The organism is Porphyrobacter sp. GA68 (assembly GCF_022605525.1).
Taxonomy (GTDB): Bacteria; Pseudomonadota; Alphaproteobacteria; order Sphingomonadales; family Sphingomonadaceae; genus Qipengyuania_B.
On record NZ_JAKQYJ010000003.1, the window covers coordinates 21149 to 40376 of the forward strand.

General features: G+C 62.4%; 15 protein-coding genes and 1 pseudogene. 6 read left to right on the forward strand and 10 right to left on the reverse strand.

What is annotated here, in order from left to right; all coding sequences use genetic code 11:
- Positions 1-53: 53 nt before the first annotated feature.
- The 3 genes from LHJ54_RS12125 to LHJ54_RS12135 all read right to left on the reverse strand — a co-directional run bounded on the left by LHJ54_RS12125 (position 54) and on the right by LHJ54_RS12135 (position 4901).
- The gene (locus LHJ54_RS12125; protein WP_228244145.1) at positions 54-4274 is read right to left on the reverse strand and encodes an RHS repeat domain-containing protein; all 4221 of its coding nucleotides are present in this window, start codon (positions 4272-4274) and stop codon (positions 54-56) included.
- A 32-nt stretch (positions 4275-4306) separates the two neighbouring features.
- A complete protein-coding gene (locus LHJ54_RS12130) occupies positions 4307-4528 on the reverse strand; it encodes a hypothetical protein (RefSeq protein ID WP_228244146.1) in 222 nt (73 codons plus the stop codon).
- 97 nt (positions 4529-4625) lie between these two features.
- Entirely contained in the window at positions 4626-4901 is a 276-nt protein-coding gene (locus LHJ54_RS12135) for a hypothetical protein (RefSeq protein WP_228244147.1), read from the reverse strand.
- Positions 4902-5220: 319 nt separating this feature from the next.
- Here LHJ54_RS12135 and LHJ54_RS12140 point away from each other — a divergent pair.
- The 4 genes and pseudogenes from LHJ54_RS12140 to LHJ54_RS12150 all read left to right on the forward strand — a co-directional run bounded on the left by LHJ54_RS12140 (position 5221) and on the right by LHJ54_RS12150 (position 8264).
- Positions 5221-6002 (forward strand): annotated as a pseudogene (locus LHJ54_RS12140) (IS5 family transposase).
- 61 nt (positions 6003-6063) lie between these two features.
- Positions 6064-6303, forward strand: coding sequence for a matrixin family metalloprotease (locus LHJ54_RS12790; RefSeq protein WP_373457082.1), 240 nt, complete (start codon positions 6064-6066; stop codon positions 6301-6303).
- Positions 6304-6843 (forward strand): hypothetical protein, encoded by a 540-nt coding sequence (locus tag LHJ54_RS12145; protein WP_228244148.1) that lies wholly within the window; start codon positions 6304-6306, stop codon positions 6841-6843.
- A 294-nt stretch (positions 6844-7137) separates the two neighbouring features.
- Positions 7138-8264, forward strand: a protein-coding gene (locus LHJ54_RS12150) for an IS3 family transposase (RefSeq protein WP_373457080.1) whose coding sequence is annotated in 2 segments (ribosomal slippage) — positions 7138-7387 and positions 7387-8264 — 1128 coding nt in all. Because the reading frame shifts where the segments join, the coding sequence is not laid out codon by codon here.
- Positions 8265-8858: 594 nt separating this feature from the next.
- On the opposite strand, the gene LHJ54_RS12155 is transcribed toward LHJ54_RS12150, so the two are convergent.
- Entirely contained in the window at positions 8859-9467 is a 609-nt protein-coding gene (locus LHJ54_RS12155) for an SOS response-associated peptidase family protein (RefSeq protein ID WP_373457083.1), read from the reverse strand.
- 61 nt (positions 9468-9528) lie between these two features.
- Between LHJ54_RS12155 and LHJ54_RS12160 the strand changes: the two genes are divergently transcribed.
- Positions 9529-9912 carry a hypothetical protein gene (locus LHJ54_RS12160; RefSeq protein WP_373457081.1) on the forward strand — a complete coding sequence of 128 codons (384 nt, stop codon included), beginning with the start codon at positions 9529-9531 and terminating at the stop codon, positions 9910-9912.
- 96 nt (positions 9913-10008) lie between these two features.
- Positions 10009-10284 carry a hypothetical protein gene (locus LHJ54_RS12165; RefSeq protein WP_228244152.1) on the forward strand — a complete coding sequence of 92 codons (276 nt, stop codon included), beginning with the start codon at positions 10009-10011 and terminating at the stop codon, positions 10282-10284.
- Between the two features lie 53 nt (positions 10285-10337).
- On the opposite strand, the gene LHJ54_RS12170 is transcribed toward LHJ54_RS12165, so the two are convergent.
- From LHJ54_RS12170 to trbC, 6 genes are read right to left on the reverse strand one after another with little or no spacing between them, the layout of a single operon-like run.
- On the reverse strand, positions 10338-13661 hold the full coding sequence (locus tag LHJ54_RS12170; RefSeq protein WP_228244153.1) for a conjugal transfer protein TraG N-terminal domain-containing protein: 3324 nt from the start codon (positions 13659-13661) through the stop codon (positions 10338-10340).
- 35 nt (positions 13662-13696) lie between these two features.
- Complete coding sequence (locus LHJ54_RS12175) at positions 13697-15178, reverse strand: conjugal transfer protein TraH (RefSeq protein WP_228244154.1); 1482 nt, start codon at positions 15176-15178, stop codon at positions 13697-13699.
- Positions 15178-16011: a conjugal transfer protein TraF gene (traF, locus tag LHJ54_RS12180; RefSeq protein WP_228244155.1), complete on the reverse strand. Its 834-nt coding sequence runs from the start codon at positions 16009-16011 to the stop codon at positions 15178-15180. The genes LHJ54_RS12175 and traF overlap by 1 nt, the downstream gene beginning before the upstream one ends.
- A 4-nt stretch (positions 16012-16015) precedes the next feature.
- Complete coding sequence (locus LHJ54_RS12185; protein WP_228244156.1) at positions 16016-16447, reverse strand: hypothetical protein; 432 nt, start codon at positions 16445-16447, stop codon at positions 16016-16018.
- On the reverse strand, positions 16447-18483 hold the full coding sequence (locus tag LHJ54_RS12190; protein ID WP_228244157.1) for a conjugal transfer protein TraN: 2037 nt from the start codon (positions 18481-18483) through the stop codon (positions 16447-16449). Before LHJ54_RS12190 ends, LHJ54_RS12185 begins: the two co-directional genes overlap by 1 nt.
- The gene (gene trbC, locus LHJ54_RS12195; RefSeq protein ID WP_228244158.1) at positions 18480-19223 is read right to left on the reverse strand and encodes a type-F conjugative transfer system pilin assembly protein TrbC; all 744 of its coding nucleotides are present in this window, start codon (positions 19221-19223) and stop codon (positions 18480-18482) included. Before trbC ends, LHJ54_RS12190 begins: the two co-directional genes overlap by 4 nt.
- Positions 19224-19228: the final 5 nt, after the last annotated feature.

Here is a 19228-nt window from a genome sequence, read left to right on the forward strand (position 1 = left end):
AATAAAAGAAACCGGAATTATTGTTATTAAAGCAAGTTTTTTTGCTTTCTTAACTATCTGCATGTGTACCAACGCCACGCTTGGGTCAGCAACTCAAGCCCTGCCGCCGCTCTTCCCATCCGAGGCGCGCGGCGATCACCTATTTCTCTTGCTGAACCCGCAGCTTCGGCACCATCGGCAGGAGTTGGTGGATTAGCCGCGCAATAGCGCGCCAACTGCTCTCGGGCCCTTGCTTCGCGTTCAGCTCTTTCACGTTCTCGTCGCTCTCTTTCCGCTTGTTCTTCTTCTTCCGTTGGGCCGCCGAGCGCCTCCCAGAGCTCCCGTAGGATGTCAGTAGCACCTGGCGCTGAACCTGGGCTACTTATGACCCCAAGACGAAATCCCGCATCATATCCGGAGAGAGGAATAGGATTACGAGAGCCAGTCACAACTATTTCGTTGCCATTGCTCGCTCCTGCACCGAGCCCGCTGCCGCCTCCGGGAGCACCGCTGCCCCCAACGACGCCGTGACCACTGCCGCCGCTGCCGCCTCCTGCACCTCCTCCTCCGCCTCCTCCATTCAAGCGCGGGTCTGCCACGCAATTCGGTATTCTGGTCTGCGCAGTGTTGCGAATGTCGATCTCGCCTTCCCCACAAAGACCGGTGGGATCCGTCATGTTGACCGGATCCCCGCCCACATACCCATACAGGTTCATCCCATCGCCATAGCCGATGGGATCGGTCTGCATGAACCGGCCAAGTGTGGGCGAGTACATCCGGGCCTTGTAGTGGTAGAGGCCGAGCTCGGGAAGCCAGGTCTGGCCGGTGTACTGGAACCGGCCCTGATTGCCTGCGCCGGGAATGCCGTACTCGTCATAGGTGTTGAGGGCGATCGCTGCGCCGCTGCCATTGGAGACCGCCACCACCGAGCCGCGCTCGTCGGCATGGAGCCAGCGGCGGTCGGCTGTGCCCGCGCCCTCGTACCACACCAAGACTTCGTCCGTGCCCGGCCCGTGCACATAGCGGCGCTGCACGCCCGCGCTGCCGCGCTCCTCGATGAGGTCGGCCCCGTCATATTGCAGCCAGGTGTTCACTACACCTCCGGTGCCGACCCAGTGCAGGCGGCCGAGCGGATCCCAGGCGACCACATGCCCGCCGCTGCGTGTGGCCAAGCGGTTTTCGCTGGTGTAGGTGTAGCTGTCCGCGCTCGACTGCGTGAGATTGCCGCGGGGGTCGTAGCCGAACGCGACCGATCCGGCCTGTGTGTACTGGTTGAGGCCGTTGGCGCTATAGGGGCGGTCGGTGTTAACGTGATCAGCAAACGCATAGGCAGTATTCGACAGGTTCTGGCTCGCGATCTGCCCGGCAGGGTTGTAGCCGAACTGCAAGCTGACATCATGCGCGCTGCCGGCGAGGTTATGGGTGAGCGAAGCGAGCCGCGAGACCGGATCGTAGCTGTAGCTCGTTTCCGTGCCGTTGCCTCTGGTCAAGCTAGTGCGGCGGCCGAGCGCATCGTAGCTAAAGCTTGCCAGCACGAACCCGCCGTTCTCGCGCATGGCGGTCATCGCGCCGGTCAGGTCGTACTCGTAGGTGACGAAGAACCCGTCGCCCCAGGTGGTGCGTGTGCGCCTGCCGGCGGTGTCATAGGCGAACTGCCGGTTGGTCCAGTTACTCCCCTCGCTTGTCTTACGGTCAAACCCGTCGTAGCCGAATGCGGAGACGTGGCCGTTGGCATCCTGCGCGCGGGTGAGGCGGCCCAGGAGATCGTAGCTGTAGGTGATGTCGTATTCATGGATGACGCCGTTTGGCACGTCCTTGAAGGCGAGACGGCCGAGCGGGTCATAGGCGTATCCGATCTGCTGTCCGTCGCGCAGGCGGCGCGCCGTCACATTGCCGGCGTTGTCGTAGGCGAGCTCCTCGAAATCGGCACCGTTGGCAGTGTTCTTGGTGACCGGATGAGGATAGAAGGTGCGCCACAGCCGGTCGAACCGATCGTACTCGTAAGCGGTCCGGTTTGCCTCCGCATCGGTGAGACTGGCAAGCTGCCCGTTGCGGGTGAACGTCGCTTGGTAGTCGTTGGCGACAGCGTCCGTGCCGACCCCGCTCTCCACCCGCACGACCCGGTCCTCGGCATCGTGGTGGTAGCGGGTGATCCGGTCGGGTCCGGCGGTGCCGGCTGTTCCTTGCACGCAGGCCGAAGCGGGCAGCGCGCCCCAAGCCGCCGGGTTCATGCGCACGGCGGTGCAGGCGAGCCGGTTCTGCGCGTCGTGCTCGTGCTGGAGGAGCTGGTGGACCTGGCCGCCCGCAACGAGCTTCTCGACCGCGAGGTTGCCGCGCGTATCGTAGAGGAGCTCGGCTGATTGATAAACGCTCATGGCGTTGAGCGCTGCCTCGCTGGCATCTGTCGCTGTGCCGATCTCCGCGCGCAACACCTTGCCAGCATCGTCAAAGGTGTAGCGCACCGCCTGGCGGGGACGCGAACCTGCTCCATCGGGATCGGGGCCGATGATCCCGCGCCGCCGGTCACGCGCGTCGTAGATATAGGTGGTGGTATCGCCCGAGCCGGGAAGCGGGCCGTCCTCGGCGATAAGGTTGCCGCGCGCATCATAGGCCATGAGCGTGGTGGCGCTCAGCGCCCCGTCGCCCGATGCCACCGTCACGCTAGTGGGCAGGAGGTTGGGATTGTTGTAAGCGATGGTGGTCACCTGCTCGGCCGCGCTGCCTGGGCAAGTCGCCGCTGTAGCGCACTGGCGCATGCGGGTCAGCTTCCACTGCGGCGTGCCCTGGTTGACCATCACCCCGTCATAGCGGCGGGTCTGGGCGTAGAGCTGCGTGTACTCGTATTGTGTGGTCGGGCGCGGCTGTCCGGAAGCAGGCGCGGGGCGCTGGATCTGGGTCACGAGGCCGTGCGCCGGCCCGTAGGCGTAGTCGGTCCGCTGGCCGCGCGCATCCACCGTCCAGTTCGGCTTGTTGCACTTGAGGGGCTCTGCGCAAGCGGCATCGAAGTTCGCCTCACCTGCGACGAAGCTTGCTCCATCCTTGCCGATGCGCGTCACGCGGAAGATGTTGCCGCGCGGGTCGCGCTCGTAGACCACCGCATCGCCTTCGGGAAAGGTGGTGCGCAGCAGGCGGCCGGCAGTGTCGTACTGGTTGACCGTGGTGTGGCCGCTTGCGTCCGTCACCGTACCCGGCCGGCCGATGGCAGGATTGGTCACAACCTGCCCGTCGGAGCCCGAGGCATCGGTCATGGAGACGCTGGTGCTTGCCCCGACGCTCCAGCTATAGGCCTTGGTCTCCCCATCGTCGGTGACGGAGGTAACCCGCGCATTGGCATCGCGCTGGACGATGAGCGTGTCGCTCGTGCGCCCGGGCTTTCTGACCGACAGGGTAGAGCCGCTCTGGGTGATCCGCCAATTGCCCGCCACCGAATTGTTGATCTCGAGCACGCCTGCGGCAGGCCGTGCATAGGTGACCACCGGCTTCGTGTAGGTGCCGGGCACGCGCGAGTTGTCGCTGAAGGTGACCGATGCCCGCTCCCAATAGGTGGGCGGCGGCCATCCGCCGTTGAAGCTCGGGCGATTGGTCACATAGGCGAACTCCATCGCGTAGCTTGAATTGCTGGTGACAGATTGTAGCCGGATCGGCACGAAGCAGCTGCCGCCATCCTCCTCCCACCCTCCAGGAAACCAGGGCTGGCCATAGCGGAAGCATTGGAGGCTTGCCTCCCAGGCAAGATCGTAGGAGAGCCCGCCGGGACGGGTGATCTTGACCGGCAGGCCGCAGTTCTCCCCATTTCCGCCGCAGCCAGGGCCGCTGTAGTCGGTCGGCACGTCGTCATACCCGCCAGCCAGATAACGCGGCTTGGTATACTCGATGACCGTTCCATCTGCGGCCCGGTAGAGCCAGCCTACGCCCGTGTCGGTCAGGATCGCGCCATTGGCCTTGCGCGACACCCACACAGAGCCCTGCTGGGTAAAGCTGTCGGAGGTCTTGCCGAGCGTAACCTTGGCGCTCGTGCCGACCACCTCCACCGTGCCCGACCAGTTGTCCTGCAGGCCCGAGTGCCCGTAGTAGCGGATAAGGCTCACCCCGCCCGCGGCGGGGCCGATGGAGCCTTCCACGATGTCGAGGTAGAAGCGGCCTGTGACAAGGTCCACGCCGTGCTCGTCGGTCGCAACGAACGCATCGGCGGGCGCGGCGGCGCGCTGGGCGGCAGCCGGCAGGGCGAGCCCCGCCCACAGCACGGTGGAGGCCAGCATGGCGGCCCGGACCATGCGGCGAGAACTACCCGTCATATCCACCTCCCCTGTAAGGCGGTACTGAGCTGTTAGCGCGGTGCCCCGGTGGTGGTCACCCGCGTGCGATTATGTGCCCGGTCGTGCCGGTACTCGGTTCGGGCATTGCTGTTCGGATTACCGGTGCGCTCAACCTTTACGAGGCGGCCGCGCGCGTCATAGGTGTAGGTGGTGGTCTGGCTGGCTTGGGCCGGCGGAGCACTGAGGCTCAGGAGCGCGAGGCCGGTTACAACGAGTGCGGACGCTGTTTTCATGACGTCTTCCCCTGTTTGACGAGCGAAGTGTCTGCCTAGCTGTGAGGAGAGTCAAGAGGTAAGTAGTGGTTTATGCTTAAAAAAGAATTCGAGTTGCTCAAGATACACGTGCCCGATCAATCCTCCGGATTAATTCGCTGATCGTTGTTGAAGGAGTAATGCCCGCTTTGTCTATGTCTGAGCCAATTGCCTTCTCAATCATTTGAAGCGACTCTAAAAAATCGATGTCATCCATCTTAAGCGAAGAAAGCCGCCGGCTCATCTCTCCATCATGGAGCTTTATATGGTACTGCATAAAAGCATCTTGCAGCAGATCATACGATGAACTTGATGAACTCACCGATAACTTTGGCTTTCGAAAGAACATCTTCACCTCGCTGTGCAAATAGCTATGCTAGCGCCATCCCACAATATCAACGCTCCTCCGACAACTGCATTGGCTCTTCCAAGTACTCCAAATACTCTGCCACTTCCAAGGATTTGTTTGCCGGTATTCAGGCGAATGCCAAGTTTGTGCGGTATTAAACTGACTAGGTTCGTCACAGACGACGATTTTCCAATTATGGGTACACCCACAAGCTTTTTCGGGATTGGTACCGCGCCAATTTCAGAGATCATTCTAGGCCGTGTTGACAAAAGGGATTCCCAAAGGCCCCGTGTTCTAATTCAAGACTGCTTTTTGAGGAGCAGTCATGGGTCGCGGAGACTTGTCGGATGCGGAGTGGGAGCTGATCGGGCCGCTGCTGCCGCCTGAGCGTGGTCGCTGGGCGCGTCCCGCTGGCGATAACCGACGCTTCCTCAACGGCATGCTCCACGTGTTGAGGGTCGGCTGCCCCTGGCGCGACATGCACGAGCGCTACGGCAAGTGGAATTCGGTCTATGTCCGGTTCCGGCGCTGGGCCGAACAGGGCGTGTGGGATGCGCTGCTGCAAACGCTGGTCGATCTTGGTCTGACCGACGACTGGCAGCACATGATCGACAGCACCAGCGTTCGCGGCCATGTCTCGGCAGCGGGCGGAAAAGGGGGGCTTGTGCGAACGCTCTTGGTCGATCACGCGGCGGCTTTACGAGCAAGATCCACGCCCGTTGTGACAATCAGGGACTGCCTCTCGGCTTCATCCTGACCGGCGGCGAGGCCTCCGATTACACCGCTGCCGAGCCGCTGATGGCGATCCCGGTCGCCACACCCAAGGGGCTGCTGGCGGACAAAGGCTACGACGGTGAGCGCTTCCGCGAGAGCCTGCTGATCCGGGGCATCCTGCCGATCATCCCACCCCGCTCGAACCGCAAGGCGCCCGAGCATCCCGACTATCGCCGCTACCGGGATCGCAACCGCGTTGAGCGCATGTTCGGCAAGCTCAAGCAACAGCGCCGGATCGCCACCCGCTACGACAAGACCATCCTGTCCTTCGAGAGCTTCCTCAACCTCGCCGCCGCCCGCCTATGGCTAAAGTCTTTTGTCAACACGACCTAGTCGCTTTCAAGAGACAACCGATCCAGAAAGGCGCCGATGGTATATTCGCGATGGTGATATGATGATCGCGCCTGCGACAATCGCCAGCGCGTATTGCGGGACAGGGGCCGTACCTTCTGATAAAATCCACATTCAGAATCTTGTCGCCCATGAGCTGGGCCACGCAATGGGCATGGCACACAAGCTCCAAGACCAAGTTGCGGCGGACGTTATGAACGGTTGGAATTTCAAGGGTCCGCGGCCGCTGACACCGTCAGCTAATGATTTATCTAGCGCGCAGAGGCTATACGGGACTCGCTAAATGAGAGGTATTTTCCAGCTTGGCATCATTCTCATCCCGTTTGCTATGTCAGGCTGTCAGACCACGGCAATTGGCCAACCCGAAGCAAATGAACGGAGTTCAGCCAATGCAATGGAGATGAGGCAGTCGATAGATTTGACTGACGGTCGAAAACTCACATTTAATGTTCCTGGGAAAATGACGATAGCGCCCGCACAGGGTTTTGAATCTTCCGGCATAATGTTCTTTGATGGAAACGCACTTGTTCGTGTCGCCATTGGGTCGGAGAATGGATCGGTTTCGTGCCTCCCGAACCGCGACTGCAAGGAAGTGAAGACCGAAAATTCCATCGGGGAAGTTTCTTTCTATCTTGAGCGTTTGGAACGCCCCCGCAGTGGTGAAGATATCATGCACCCCACGCACAGCGACGCTAGGTTTCCAATAGCGATACGATCATTATCCACTTTAGGACCGCGAACTCAATTGTTTATCGAAGGTTTTTGTTTGCAGGAAATTAGTTGCGAGGCAATCATTTCGTCATTTGATTTCGCCACCGAGTAGCGAAATGGACGGAAACTGATCTGTCAAGTTGAGCAATTTTGCAGTTTTGCTACCTTAGTTTGGCGACTACCCGATGGGCGACCCGTTCTATGGGGCAGCCCGCACCGGGCCTAGTCCCGGCCTATAGGGGGGTGATGATCGGAAGCGTTGTAGATTGAGCGGCAGTGTCCGGTGAACGCGCTCTGTCCTGCGCTTCGTGCTCCTAACAGCGCAGCAAGGTTACGGGCCAATGGTGACGTGCTCCCCGGGAACTCTGCCAGTCTGAGCTAGAGTCCTTCATGAAGGAGGACGACGATGAAGCGCAGCAGATTTACCGAGGAGCAGATCATAGCGATTCTGCGGGAGCAGGAAGCGGGATCATCGACGGCGGATGTGTGCCGCAAGCACGGTGTGAGCAGTGCGACGTTCTACAAGTGGAAGGCGACCTATGGCGGCATGGACGTGTCGCAGGCGCGCAAGCTGAAGGTGCTTGAGGACGAGAACGCACGACTGAAGCGGCTGCTGGCCGATGCGATGCTCGACAATGCGGTGCTGAAGGAGGTTGCCTCAAAAAACTGGTGAGGCCTGCCGTTCGTCGGAGGGCTGTCGAGGATGTTCGGCAGCTCTTCGGCATCAGCGAGCGTCGGGCCTGTCGCATCCTTGGCGTGGATCGATCGTCGATGCGCTATGCGCATCGGCGTGATGATGATGGCGACCTGCGGTCGCGTCTTCGCGAGATCGCGCTTGAACGTCGTCGGTTCGGCTACCGACGGCTGGGGATCATGCTGGCGCGTGAGGGCATCGTCATGAACCACAAGAAGCTGCTGCGACTGTATCGCGAGGAGAACCTGCGCGTGCGGCGTCGCCGGGGCCGCAAGCGAGCGATGGGCACGCGGGCGCCGATGACGTTGCCGCAGGGTCCGAACCAGCGCTGGAGCCTGGACTTCGTCAGCGACACGCTGGTCTGCAGCCGACGTATCCGCATCCTTGCCGTTGTCGATGACTTCACGCGGGAGAACCTGGCGCTGGTGGTCGATACGTCGCTATCGGGCGCTCGTGTTGCGCGCGAGCTCGATGCGATCATCGCGGTTCGCGGCAAGCCGCTGATGATCGTGAGCGACAATGGGACCGAGCTGACCAGCCTGGCGATCCTGCGTTGGGCGCAGGACCGGCAGATCGAGTGGCATTACATCGCTCCCGGCAAACCGCAGCAAAACGGTTATGTCGAGAGCTTCAATGGTCGCTTGCGCGACGAATGCCTGAACGAGACGCTGTTCGCGTCGTTGAGCCATGCCCGCTCGGTACTAAGCAGCTGGCGTGACGACTACAACCATGTGCGGCCGCATAGCGGGATAGGCGGGCTGACGCCCGCCGATGCTGCCAGGCGGGTTGTGCAACCCCGCCCGCAAGGGCACGATGATAACCCCGGACTCTACTTATGACTGGAGGAGAAAAGGGGGTCACGTCAAAGCTCGCCGCCATCGCGTGCGGAGTCGGTGCCTCCTCCGGCAGGACTACAGCGAGACGATCAAGCTTATAGCGTTGCAAGGGGATTAGATTTGGATTGGCGAATTCGAAAAGCAACTAAGGATGATGTGCGACGCCTCGCCCAGATTGGCAGCGCCACCTTTCTACCAATTTCAGACGAAGTAGAGTAAAGCTTAGAAGGTTCACACTGGCAAAGCGGAAGCCGGCTTGACTTGGTGGGCTCACAGGCACCTCCCAACGATCCGCCACCGCTTGCGCTTGCGCAGCCGACGCGCGGCAGCGGATCACTCCTATGAACTATTGGGACAAGCCACACCGAAATGAGGGAAGCCTCGCGGAGTGTCGATTGCTAAATACTTGAGCGAGGCAGGTCAGCTGACCCCGTCAAAGCTGCAAAACTGGGCAGTAAACCATTGTGGGATGCTTTGCGTGCTATCGGCGTAAGCCTTTGGTAGTAGGGTTTGTTTCGGTCCGAGACTTACCTTCCGGCTTGAGACAGTCTCACGAAATGTCTCTGATTCTCGGTTTTGGTGTCCGTTTTCACACGATTAGGGTCTTCGCGCCCACGGCGTTGCCGTTTGGTCGATGGCGATCTCGCCTGCGTATGGTTGCTTGCATAACTGCAAAGCTGCCTCCGCCGACCCTTCTTCCCAGACGCGACACTGATCGCCTCGCAAGATAACCGGCATTCGGGAATGGACTTCGGCCGCAGCACCGGTCCCGTCCTTCATCACCATCGAATAGCAATCACCCCATTCATCCGAAGACCGCCATACGCCGGCGACGGCAAACAGCTCCGCGTCCAGCAGCGACAGCCAGGTGCGCGTCATGGACCCTCGGGCGCCCTCGGCCTCTGCCCATTCGGTAAGGGGGATAAGGCAGCGTCGCTTCTCGAAGCTGTCCCGCCAGAAAAACTGGCTCAACTTATCGGTGCGAGCGTTGTTGACCGGTTTCGGTTTCAAAGGCTGACCCGTCTTCTTGCTCTTCAGCGACAGCGGAAAGCCCCACACCATCGATCGGATCGATCCATCGACTACAACCAGACCGGGGTAGCCTGGATAGATCTCTCCCGGCGCGTTGCTCGCTGCAGCGGGCGCGGCGTTGAACAACCCAGCGACCTCGGTCGAGCTCTTGGTCATGCGATACAGGTTACAAATACACACCTCCTAGCCTTCAGGAATCTTCAACTGTCATCGCAGTATGATAGAAGAAGAGATCATGCCCGCCACCATTCTTGCCGCCGCTGCTGCCTTTGTTTGCACCCCGATCGCGGTCTGGGACGGAGACGGGCCAATTTGGTGTGCCGAGGGTCCGAAAATTCGCGTCGCCAATATAGCAGCGCGGGAGATGGACGAGACCTGCCGACCAAGGCACCCCTGCCCTGCGGCAAGCGGCGCGGCCGCGCGCGACGCAATGGTCGCTCTCTTGGGCGGACCTCGAGGAACTTTAAGTACCGGCCATGTCCGCGTGCGCGCGCCCGCCATGCAGTGTCAGGCTACCGGCGGCAGCTACGAGCGGGTTGTTGCGACCTGTCGCCTGCCCAACGGCCGCGATCTTGGTGCGGCCATGCTGGCCACCGGCACCGTTGTTCCTTGGCGATAGACACAGCTTCGATCCGGCGCCAATCCGAAGAACGGACAGAGAACTCTTGTCCTCGAGCTTCCGAATGTGATATCCTTTTGCCGGAAGGATATCACCATGTCGTCGTTCGATAACTGGCCAAATGCGACCTCGTCGTTCGGCGACGCTCCGAGCCGTCGGTTTGAATCGGCCGCGCCAGAGTTCAGGTCTTTCGCCTCCGACCCTTCAAACCCTTACGATTTGACTACGGGATTGGGCCGCCACCTGATGGACGGCTCCCCGGTTTCGGGGGCGAATCTCCCGGTTCCCGAACAAGAGCTGTCTTGGAAGCAGTTCGGCTTGATGGTCGCTCTTGGTCTTGTTGGCGCGGTGGCCCTCAGCCTGATTTTCTGAAGATGGCTTGCCAGCCATAACGAACGGCGCGGCATCGTTGCCGCGCCGTTTGCTTATCCTCGATTGCCGAAATTCAGGTGCAGGTGGTTGTCGTGTCCCCTGTACGGCTTGGTCAGACCTTCGCGGACGAGGACCGGGTCGTTGAAGAGCACCGTCATTCCAGGGTTACGCTCCTTCATGAACTCGATGTAGTTGCGCGTCTGTTCGCGATCATAGGACCGGCTCTGCCAGTTGGTGGGCTGGTTCGAACCGTCGTGTCGGAACGGTCGAACGTCGACCTGACGTCCGACCTCATGCGTGTCATGGCCTGGAAGGTCTCCCCCACCCCGCCGGCTGATATCGCCAATGTTAACTGGCGAACCGCCACGAGCGGACCATGCGGCCGACGATTGTGCCAGCTCGCCCACGAGCGACGCTGTGCCGTACTGCTGGCTCTGTGGCGAATAGCTCCTGAACCCCGCACCGGATCGCGGCAGGGCCGTCTGGACTGGTCCTGGCGAGACATTCCCGCCCCCGATGCCGAGCTGGTCCTGTACCCAGTCAGACGCTTCGCCGATCCGCTCGCGCGCGCCTTCTATGAGCGGCGAAACATAGGGCATCGTGCCAATCAACGACGAGACGTTGCGCTGATCGACCTCGGCACTGAGATTCTCGCCGCGGCTGCGTGCGTCGCTCAGACGTCCGTCTAGGTCGAACCCTTCGCGCATCACGCGAGCCGAGCCACCAAGAATCTGATCGTGCACATCATCGGCAAGTTCCTGATCACGAGAGCTGGCGCGCACATCGACATCGGGCCCTTGTCCGCGCACGGCGGCTTGTTGCCGACCACCCCAGCCACGGACACCCTCGGCCGACGTGATCGACGGTCCGGTCAAGCCGGTGTCCAACCGATCGGGAATTCGCAGCCCCATCTCTTCGCGGGCATTGTTGATCTGCCTGTTGACGAAGTCGTTGAGCAGAATGTCGCGGACTTGGCGCTGTCCCTCTGTGCGAGGCATAACCATGCCCGGCGTCCACCCCTGCGAGGACAGGAGGGGATCGGCGCGAAGGCGTTCTTGCGCGTACGTGACGAATTCCTGCGTGTCGTTCTGATTGAGGCTGTACCCGTTCGAGGAAGACTCGCGCAGATCGTCCGACACTCGCTTGAACGTCTCCTCGCTCTGGGCCGCCTCTCGCGTGAGACCGCGCGACTCGGTGACGCCCGCCGACAGCCGTTCCGACAGGGACCGCACGCTGCTGTCGGAGCTGCTGCTGGTCTCCCGTTGGAAGTCGTCCCGCGCAGTGCGCGCCTGACTCGTATTGGTCTCGCGGAACAGATAATCTTGGATTTCCGACAGCGCTTGATCGGCGGTGATTGTCCGGCCCGTTTCCCTTTGGGTGCTCGTAACGATTCGTGCGGCCAATCCGGCCGTAGCTTGCGCGCTAAGACCGGGCAGCTGCCCTTTCCCAACACCGCCTGATAGGGCGGCGTTGCCTTCCCCGATCACCTGAGAGGTACGAGCAATCCGATCAGCTTCGGCCTCCGTAAGGCCGAACCGAGATTGCAGCCCACTCGAGATCCCACGGGACACATCGTGCATCCGGCTCAAACTGTTGTTGAAGCCAGATCCCGTTTCCGTCCCGCTCGATGCGCGCTGCTCGGCCGTCCGCAACAGATCCGTGCCGGTTTGCACCGTCGCCTGCCAGGATTCGGATGCCGCTTGCCGCCGGGAGTCAACGAGCGACTGCCCTTCCGAAAGCGTCCGCGAGACCGCCGCATCAAAGCCGCTGGTCCGCGTCGGGGTGAACGCAAGGTTGGAGATACCTTGCCGGGTGTCATAAGCGTAATCCCCGTTCGCGAAGCCATGTTCGACCCCGCCGTCGGCATTGGTGAAGCTGCTGCTCGCGAACCCGCCAGTAATGTATGGCCGCTCATCCCACTTGTTCGCCTGACGCATGTTCGACGTCAGGTTCTGATAGGACATGTTGCCATAGCTGTAATTGCCGGTGGTCCGCTCCGACGCGGCCGCCTCGGCGGCGCTCTGCGCAGGCGCCAGCATCGACGTCGCATGCCCGGCGATCGCCATCGCGCCACGCGCCATGCCGGCGGCCAAGAACGGCACGCTCATCATCAGGAACCCGGCGACCGTCGCGATATCGTTGTTCACGGCCGTGATGCCGTCGACCACCAATAGCGTTGGTCCGGTGGGCGAAATAGCCGCATAGGAGCTGGCCGCCCTGTTCATCACGAACATGTGCAGGATGACGTAGAGCGGGCCCCAGCTGGCGAGATAGAAGAAGCCTGTCGCGTAGCCCTTCAGCGTCGAGATGCCAGTCCGCGGGAAAAGGAACAGCGGGAAGATCACCGGGAACATCGCGTAGAACACGACCTGCAGGACGATGCCGAGCAGCGGCACCCACGTCATCGCCTGCTGAGCGATCGACGTGTAGGTATTCCGGGCCTGGGCGTCAGCGCGCTGCGAAGCGTAGGCGTCCCATCCAGCGTCCGAAAAGCTCTCCCGCGCGGCAAGGAAAGCATCGATCGTCGAGACCTGCTGCAGATACTGATATGCGTCGCCGCTCGTCCCGTGCATCGCCGCCGCGACCTGCGGAATATCGGCTTTGAGGCGCGCGAGAGCCGCAGAGTCGACCATCTTGGGATAGGTCACCTTCGCCAGCTTCGTCGCGTCGATGTCGAGCAACGCGTTCCACTGCGCGGACATGCGACCGTAGGCGTCGTTGCAGCGGATGATGTATGAATCGACGGTTCCGCCGGCGGTCTTCTCCAGCCACTTCTGTGCTCGAGCGCCACTTCCGGGCCCGATGTCGCTCCACAGGTTCGCCGAGTTCGTCAGCTTCTCCATTGGCGTGAAGCCGAGCAGGACGTCGTAAAAGACGCACTGTTTGAAATGCTCATCCATGTTCGCGCGGAATACGGGATCGGTGATCTGGAAGGAGTTCTGCGCCTTTTCGAGGAGGCGCGCACCGTAGATCATGCCGCCGGCGTTCATCTTGAGCGCGGCGGGCATGACGAAGACCGTTTCGGCCGTCTCGGTCATCCAGTCGCCGAGCTGGCTTGTGAATGAAGCCATCACGCCGAGCCCTAGTGGCACGTTGGCTACCACCGAGGGCGCAAGGCTGGGATCGATCCGATCGGTGACCTTCACGGTGACGGTCGGGACCAGCAGCATCATGTAGATCGCGGTGGCTTGGACGAACCAGTTCAGCCACGCGCGCCAGTCCATCGAGAAGGCGACCACGAAAAGCGAGTAGGCAAGGCCCATCACGAAGACGACCTGCAGCATGGATCGGAAGCCCCCGCCCCCGCTCCACGCCGCAACGGCGTTGAACGTGTTGACCAGATATTCGCCGCCGCCGACCGTGAAGATCTCGAGCATGGCCTACCCTTCCCCTCTGCCGGCTATGCCGGCGCCTACCTCAGACCCTGCGCCGACAATCCACGGCCGAACCGGAGGGATGCCGACAGCTGCGGGCTCATGGTGTTCTTCAAGGTCGCCTCGAGCATCTGCGTGCGTTCGACGATCCGGTATGTGTTCGACAGTTTCGAGGCGAGCTGCTGGCTCTTGTCGGACAGCTTCTTTCGGACGTCCTCGACCTGTGCCCGCCAGGCATTGAAGTTGGCCTGATCCGGCGCATCGTAACCGACCTGGGCTCGGTTCACATCGTCGAGCATCCGGTCGATTTGCGCCATGAGCACATCGACGGCGACGATCTCGGCGAGACTGTCGACGTCGCCGCGGCCAAGCCCGAAATGCGACGCCTCGTTGACGACGAGAATCTTGTAGAGCGGAATGCTGCTCATACCGAGCAGGTTGACCTCGTCGCCCGACAATACGCCGTTCGTCCGGATCTTCGTCGTCATGCTCTCCATCATCGCCTTGACCCGATTTTTGTAGGCCATCGCGCTCGTGACGGTGAGGCTGCGGGGTTGCGGATTGAGGCACTGGTCGGGCCCGGTTTCGCCACCGCAGGTATAGACCTGCGCGGGGTGGGACGCTGTGCCATCCAGAAGCGCTGTGTAGGTGTCCCAGCTGGCCGGACCGATGAAACGGAACTTGCCCGGCTCTGCCTCGGACGCCGGAGCGATCTGTATGATCGTTCCGACCATCGTCATCAGCCACTCAGCATATTCGACGCTGGGTGCGGTGGTGGAGCGGCTCATGAGCGCATTCCAGGTTAGGTTCTTCGATTTGAGCAGTTCGGCCTGCGCGTCCGTCGACGACGCCGTGACACTCGATCGCGTGTTCTGACCCTGACACTCGTGTCGTGCCTTCGCTTCGTCGGAAAACAGACCCGAACTGCGGCCGAGGTTCTGGCAGATGGTCTGGCTCGCACCGTCCATCTTCGGCCAGAGCGCACCGACGGCGGCCTGCGCCGCCTGGCAACTCGACATGTTGAACTCGTTCATCTGCTGGATCTTGTGGCTCATGTCTTTCATGACGCCGCCGATCTGCGCGGAGATGGAATCGATCGCGAGCTGGAAGGCAAAGCCGATCGCGTTGTTGGCGGTCGCCTTCAGGGTGGCGACGATTTCATCGGTGTTGATGAAGCTGAACGATCCTCCGAAAAGGTCGATACCACCGCACCCGCCGCTTGCCTTGGGCAACTGGATGTTGATCGGATTGATCGTCTTGGTCGGGAAGCGCGTCCACAGGCTGCCTCCCGAATAGTAACCCGCGGATTGGCCATCGAACGCGGTCGGACCTGTGACGTTCGCGGCGGCGCCGGCGGAGTTGAAGAACGAGTTCATCTCGCTGTTGACGTCGGCGAGAGCGGGCGTCGCCGCCCAGCTCATCGCCGCAAGCACGGTGATCGATGTCGCGCACCGGCGCCCGAGACGCCGAGCGAGACGGGAAGCGCGCCCGGGCGCGGGCAAGGATGCAGGATCAGCCATCAGAAGTCCTTCCCCGGCTCGACGTTGGTGAGGGTGAAGATGCGGTCCATGACCTCATCGGCCGCCATGACCCCGTACCCGATGGGCATCGGCTGCTTGGTGACGGTGTCGTACAGGACCAGCGCCGGCACCTGCTTGCCGCCCATGCCCATGGCCTGGAACTGCCCGGTATCGACGAGGTATCGCGGGAACACCGCGCTGGGCCCGCCATCCACCGAAACCGCCATCACGGTCATGCCGTAGCGGTCGGCGACCCCTTTCATGATGGGCGAGAAGACCTCGCACGCGGCGCAGCTGGACGAGAAGAAATAGAACACCCCGTACCGCTGGTTGACGGCCGCGAGCGCAGCATCACGCGATGCGGTTCGGGACGCTTCCCACGTCCGCTTTCCGACCGAATTGATCGGGCGCTGCAGCGTATAATCGAGCTCCGGGTTCTGCCAGATCGCTCGACGCCACACGTCTGCGAAGTTGGACGCGCGATCGAGCTGCGCCCGCTGGAAGGAGATGTATTCGGAGACGTTCTCCGTGGTCGGCTGCAGGATGGCCCGCGCCTTCAGCTCCTCGAGGTGCTCGCCTATCGCCTTCAGCTGCGCCGCGGCGGGAACCACCGGCGCCGCATCGGGCTTCGCCTGGTCCGGCGCTTCCTTCGGCTTCTCGCAATAGAACCAGGTGCCGAGCTTGCGCTCGCGGCAATAGAAATCGTCGCCCTGCTGGACGCGCACCAGGCCATCGTCGCTGCCCGTCGCCAGCTCCTGTGCAGTGGCGATCGCGGGGACGAACGAGGTGGCGACCATGGTTGCCGCCAGAAGAGTTCCGATAGCCTGTTTCATTGTCCTAATCCTTGTCCGGTTCCTTGTGTGATGTGCCGTGCTTGCCGGCTTCTTCCTCGCGGCGTCGATCCTCCGCGACCTGCTTCAATATGAGATCGAGGATCGGGGCTTCGCTCCTCTCCAGAGCGCGACGGAACTCGGTCCCGACTATGCGGATCATCGCCGAAAACGACGTCGCGACGGGAGAGACCGACCGAGCCTGCGGACGCAGTGTTCCGCCCGCTTCCAAACGCAGAAAATGCTGATGCACGAGGCGCCGCACCCCAGGCTGGATATCGCTGAGCGTGACATCGTGACCGAACCATTCGGACAGGGTGCCGAGCAGCAGCGGAGCAGGCTGCGGCCCGAGGCGCAGCAGCGCAATCATTATGGCGAATTCCACGACCGACAGGTCGGGCAATCCGTGTCCGCTTGCGAGCGGGGTTATCGAGGCCATCACTTTTTCCCATTTGCTTGGAGGTACGCCTCGATGCGCTCTTGTATTTGGGTTGTCGTTTCAAGCTCGTTGGGAAGTTTCGCCGCGTCGATGAACTCCGCATAGACCTCGCTGAAGTCCATGACCGACAGGTCTAGCAGCTGGAATTCGGCGATGCTGAACCCCTTGCAGGTCTCCTTCTTCGGCTCTCCCCACGGCTTGCGGATCTGGGTGCGCCCCTGCTCCTGCAGGATGCGGCTAAGCTTGGATTCAAAGCAGCAGTAGGCGTCCTTGCGGGTGACGCAGATCCCGAGCACCTTGTCCGAGCAGTAGGAGCCGACCCGGTGGCAGAGCCCGGCATCGTCCTTCTTGTCGAGCTCGCGCTCCGCCGCATCGCACAGGAACGGGGTCAGCAGCGGGACGCCCTTACCCGAACAGCAGTTCGACAGACCGAACACCTTCTTGTGGCACGTCTCGCGCGTCCCGGAGAAGAGCGTCAGGGTTGCCTCGTCGAACTCCGCGTTGGCTTGGCCGAGCGTATGGAGGCCAACCAGTGCGTCCTTGAACTCCGTCGAGGCCTCGCGCTCGATCGGCTCGCAATCGCCGTTGATGCAGTAGACGTCGTCGCCGCAGATGTACTGCGGCAGGTCCGCGGGCGCTTGCTCAGGCAGCGGGCAGCGGTAGACCTTGGTCGCCACCTTGCAGGCACCGACCTGCGGATCGTCGAGGCACTCTTCGCGCAGATACGTGCATTGGGTGTTGGCGGCCAGCTCGCCGCAATCGGTCGCCGCGCGCGTGCCGGCGCATTGATAGGTGCGCTCCCATTCCCAGCAGGGGCGCGTGACGGGTAGCCCGTTGACCATCCGGGTCTGCGGCTCGGCGCTTGTGCACACTTCCGCGCTCGGGCTGCAGCTTGCCTGCGCCGTCGCGATGCCGCACTGGCTCTCGTCCCTCCCCTCGCTGGCGATGCGCAGGGTGTTACGCTCGATCCCGCCGCCCGTGGGCAGCTGTGCGGGGCAAGAATACGTGTTGCGGTAGACCGGCTCGCCGGGTTCCGCGCACCAGGGGTTGGTGGGCGTGCCGGCCCATTGCAGGCAGGTCGCGCCGATCTGGGTCTGGTCGATGAGCGAGCAGCCGCCGTTGGTAAGACCCGGATCAAGCGCAGCACACAGCAATGCCCCGTCGCCCCGGGTCAGCTTGTCGGTGTGGCACTGGTACTCCCAGTAGACCGAGCCCTCGGTCTGGATCACCAGCGGAATGCGGCAGGAGCGCGGCTCGTCATAGGGCTGAGCGCCCTCTTCGCACATCGCCTCGTAGTAGGCGGTGCCCGCATCCCCGGGGGGCAGCGGGGTGCAGCTTCCGGTACTGCCCCCCAGCGTTTGCCCCTGCAGATAGGCGTCAGGGTCGGCGGCGATCGCCTTGCTGCGCACCAGCTCGTCGGGATCGACGATCACCTTCGTTCGTGCCGGGTTGGTGACGGTCTGCCAGGTGTCACTCGACACGGCCGCTGTCGTCCCCTGCGCTGTCAGCGCGTCGGGATCGTCCGCCAGGCTTTCCTGCGGGAGCTTGGCGCCCGTATAGCCGGGTACGGTCGCGGCGAGATCGGTCGACGTCGCAAGCCCGCCGTTTTCACCGCGCTTCGTCTTGCCGAACGCATTCGCCTCGGCGCGCGCTGCGGCGACGTCGCCTTGCGGGAAGGTCATCGGACCGCTCGGGGTGTAGGGAGCGGTCGGGACGCGCCCGCCGCCGCTCGGTCCCGACGGCGCCGGTGCCGGCGTCGGGGAAGGCGCGGAAGGGATGGGTGACGGGGTGGGCGTCTGCGGCGGTGTCGGGGTGGGCGCAGGCGTCGGGTCGGTCGGAACGGGATCGACGGGCACAGGATCGACGGGGAGCCGAGGCTCGAGCGGTTGCTGCGGCTCGAAGTACGAGTAGTTCTTCAGATCATAGTAGCCGCCACCGGCTTGGGTCTGCTGGCTCTGTTGCGCGCCAGCGGTCGCGATCGGAACCAGCGCCGCGACCGATATCCCTGCTGCGAGAAGGCGGTGCCACTTCGTCACTTGGCCCCCCGCAGGTTTTTAAGCGCAGCGCGCGCAACGAGAGCGCCAGGCCCATTATCGTCGGAGAATGTCTGCAGGACGTAGCTCGTCGTCACGTTGCCGGAGATGGAGTCGAAGGGCGGCGGCGTGGTCTTGCAGGCGAGCCCGTCGCAGGGGCTGAAATCACTCGAAACGGCGACATAGGTCGGGACCGAAGTGATATTGAACGCACGGAACAGGCGAGGGTCGATGCCGATCGAAGCGAACTGATCGTCCTTCTCAACCACCTTGGACATCGCGGCGATGAACTGCTTGCCCGAGTTGTTCGGGAAGCCCCGGAACACGACGAAGCCCCCGGCGGCCGACGTCTCGGTGATGATCTGGCGGAGCGCCTGCTCCGGCATGGAGAGGCTGACGAACACCATGAACTGGGGTGCCGTACCCCGATTGTCCTTCAGGTTGCTCGCGGCCGAAGCGACCAGCTCGTCGAAGTCCACCACGCCCTTCGGGCCCTTCGCGAGGGTTGCCGGCTCGAGCCCCTTCACCTTTTCCATCGCGGCCGACTGGATCGTTTCCGCGTCTTCCCGGTAGTCCTTCGCCCGACGGGCGACTTCGTCCGAGAGGATGGCGGCGTCGGCGGCTTGCGCGTCGGCGCGGCGTTGGATCGCACCCAGATCCAGACCGTCCACGGTTTGTGCGAGCGCGGCCCCGACCCCGGTGCCGGCGGCGATGATGCCCAGTGTCAGGAGAGCCTTGCGCATCGTCC

Bases quoted from the DNA above. Each gene is read 5' to 3' on its own strand.
- LHJ54_RS12145 (WP_228244148.1), top strand. From the start codon at position 6,304: ATGAGAGGTATTTTCCAGCTTGGCATCATTCTCATCCCGTTTGCTATG.
- LHJ54_RS12130 (WP_228244146.1), bottom strand. From the start codon at position 4,528: ATGAAAACAGCGTCCGCACTCGTTGTAACCGGCCTCGCGCTCCTGAGC.
- LHJ54_RS12160 (WP_373457081.1), top strand. From the start codon at position 9,529: ATGCCCGCCACCATTCTTGCCGCCGCTGCTGCCTTTGTTTGCACCCCG.
- LHJ54_RS12170 (WP_228244153.1), bottom strand. From the start codon at position 13,661: ATGCTCGAGATCTTCACGGTCGGCGGCGGCGAATATCTGGTCAACACG.
- LHJ54_RS12175 (WP_228244154.1), bottom strand. From the start codon at position 15,178: ATGGCTGATCCTGCATCCTTGCCCGCGCCCGGGCGCGCTTCCCGTCTC.
- trbC (WP_228244158.1), bottom strand. From the start codon at position 19,223: ATGCGCAAGGCTCTCCTGACACTGGGCATCATCGCCGCCGGCACCGGG.
- LHJ54_RS12185 (WP_228244156.1), bottom strand. From the start codon at position 16,447: ATGGCCTCGATAACCCCGCTCGCAAGCGGACACGGATTGCCCGACCTG.
- LHJ54_RS12125 (WP_228244145.1), bottom strand. From the start codon at position 4,274: ATGACGGGTAGTTCTCGCCGCATGGTCCGGGCCGCCATGCTGGCCTCC.
- LHJ54_RS12165 (WP_228244152.1), top strand. From the start codon at position 10,009: ATGTCGTCGTTCGATAACTGGCCAAATGCGACCTCGTCGTTCGGCGAC.
- traF (WP_228244155.1), bottom strand. From the start codon at position 16,011: ATGAAACAGGCTATCGGAACTCTTCTGGCGGCAACCATGGTCGCCACC.
- LHJ54_RS12790 (WP_373457082.1), top strand. From the start codon at position 6,064: ATGATCGCGCCTGCGACAATCGCCAGCGCGTATTGCGGGACAGGGGCC.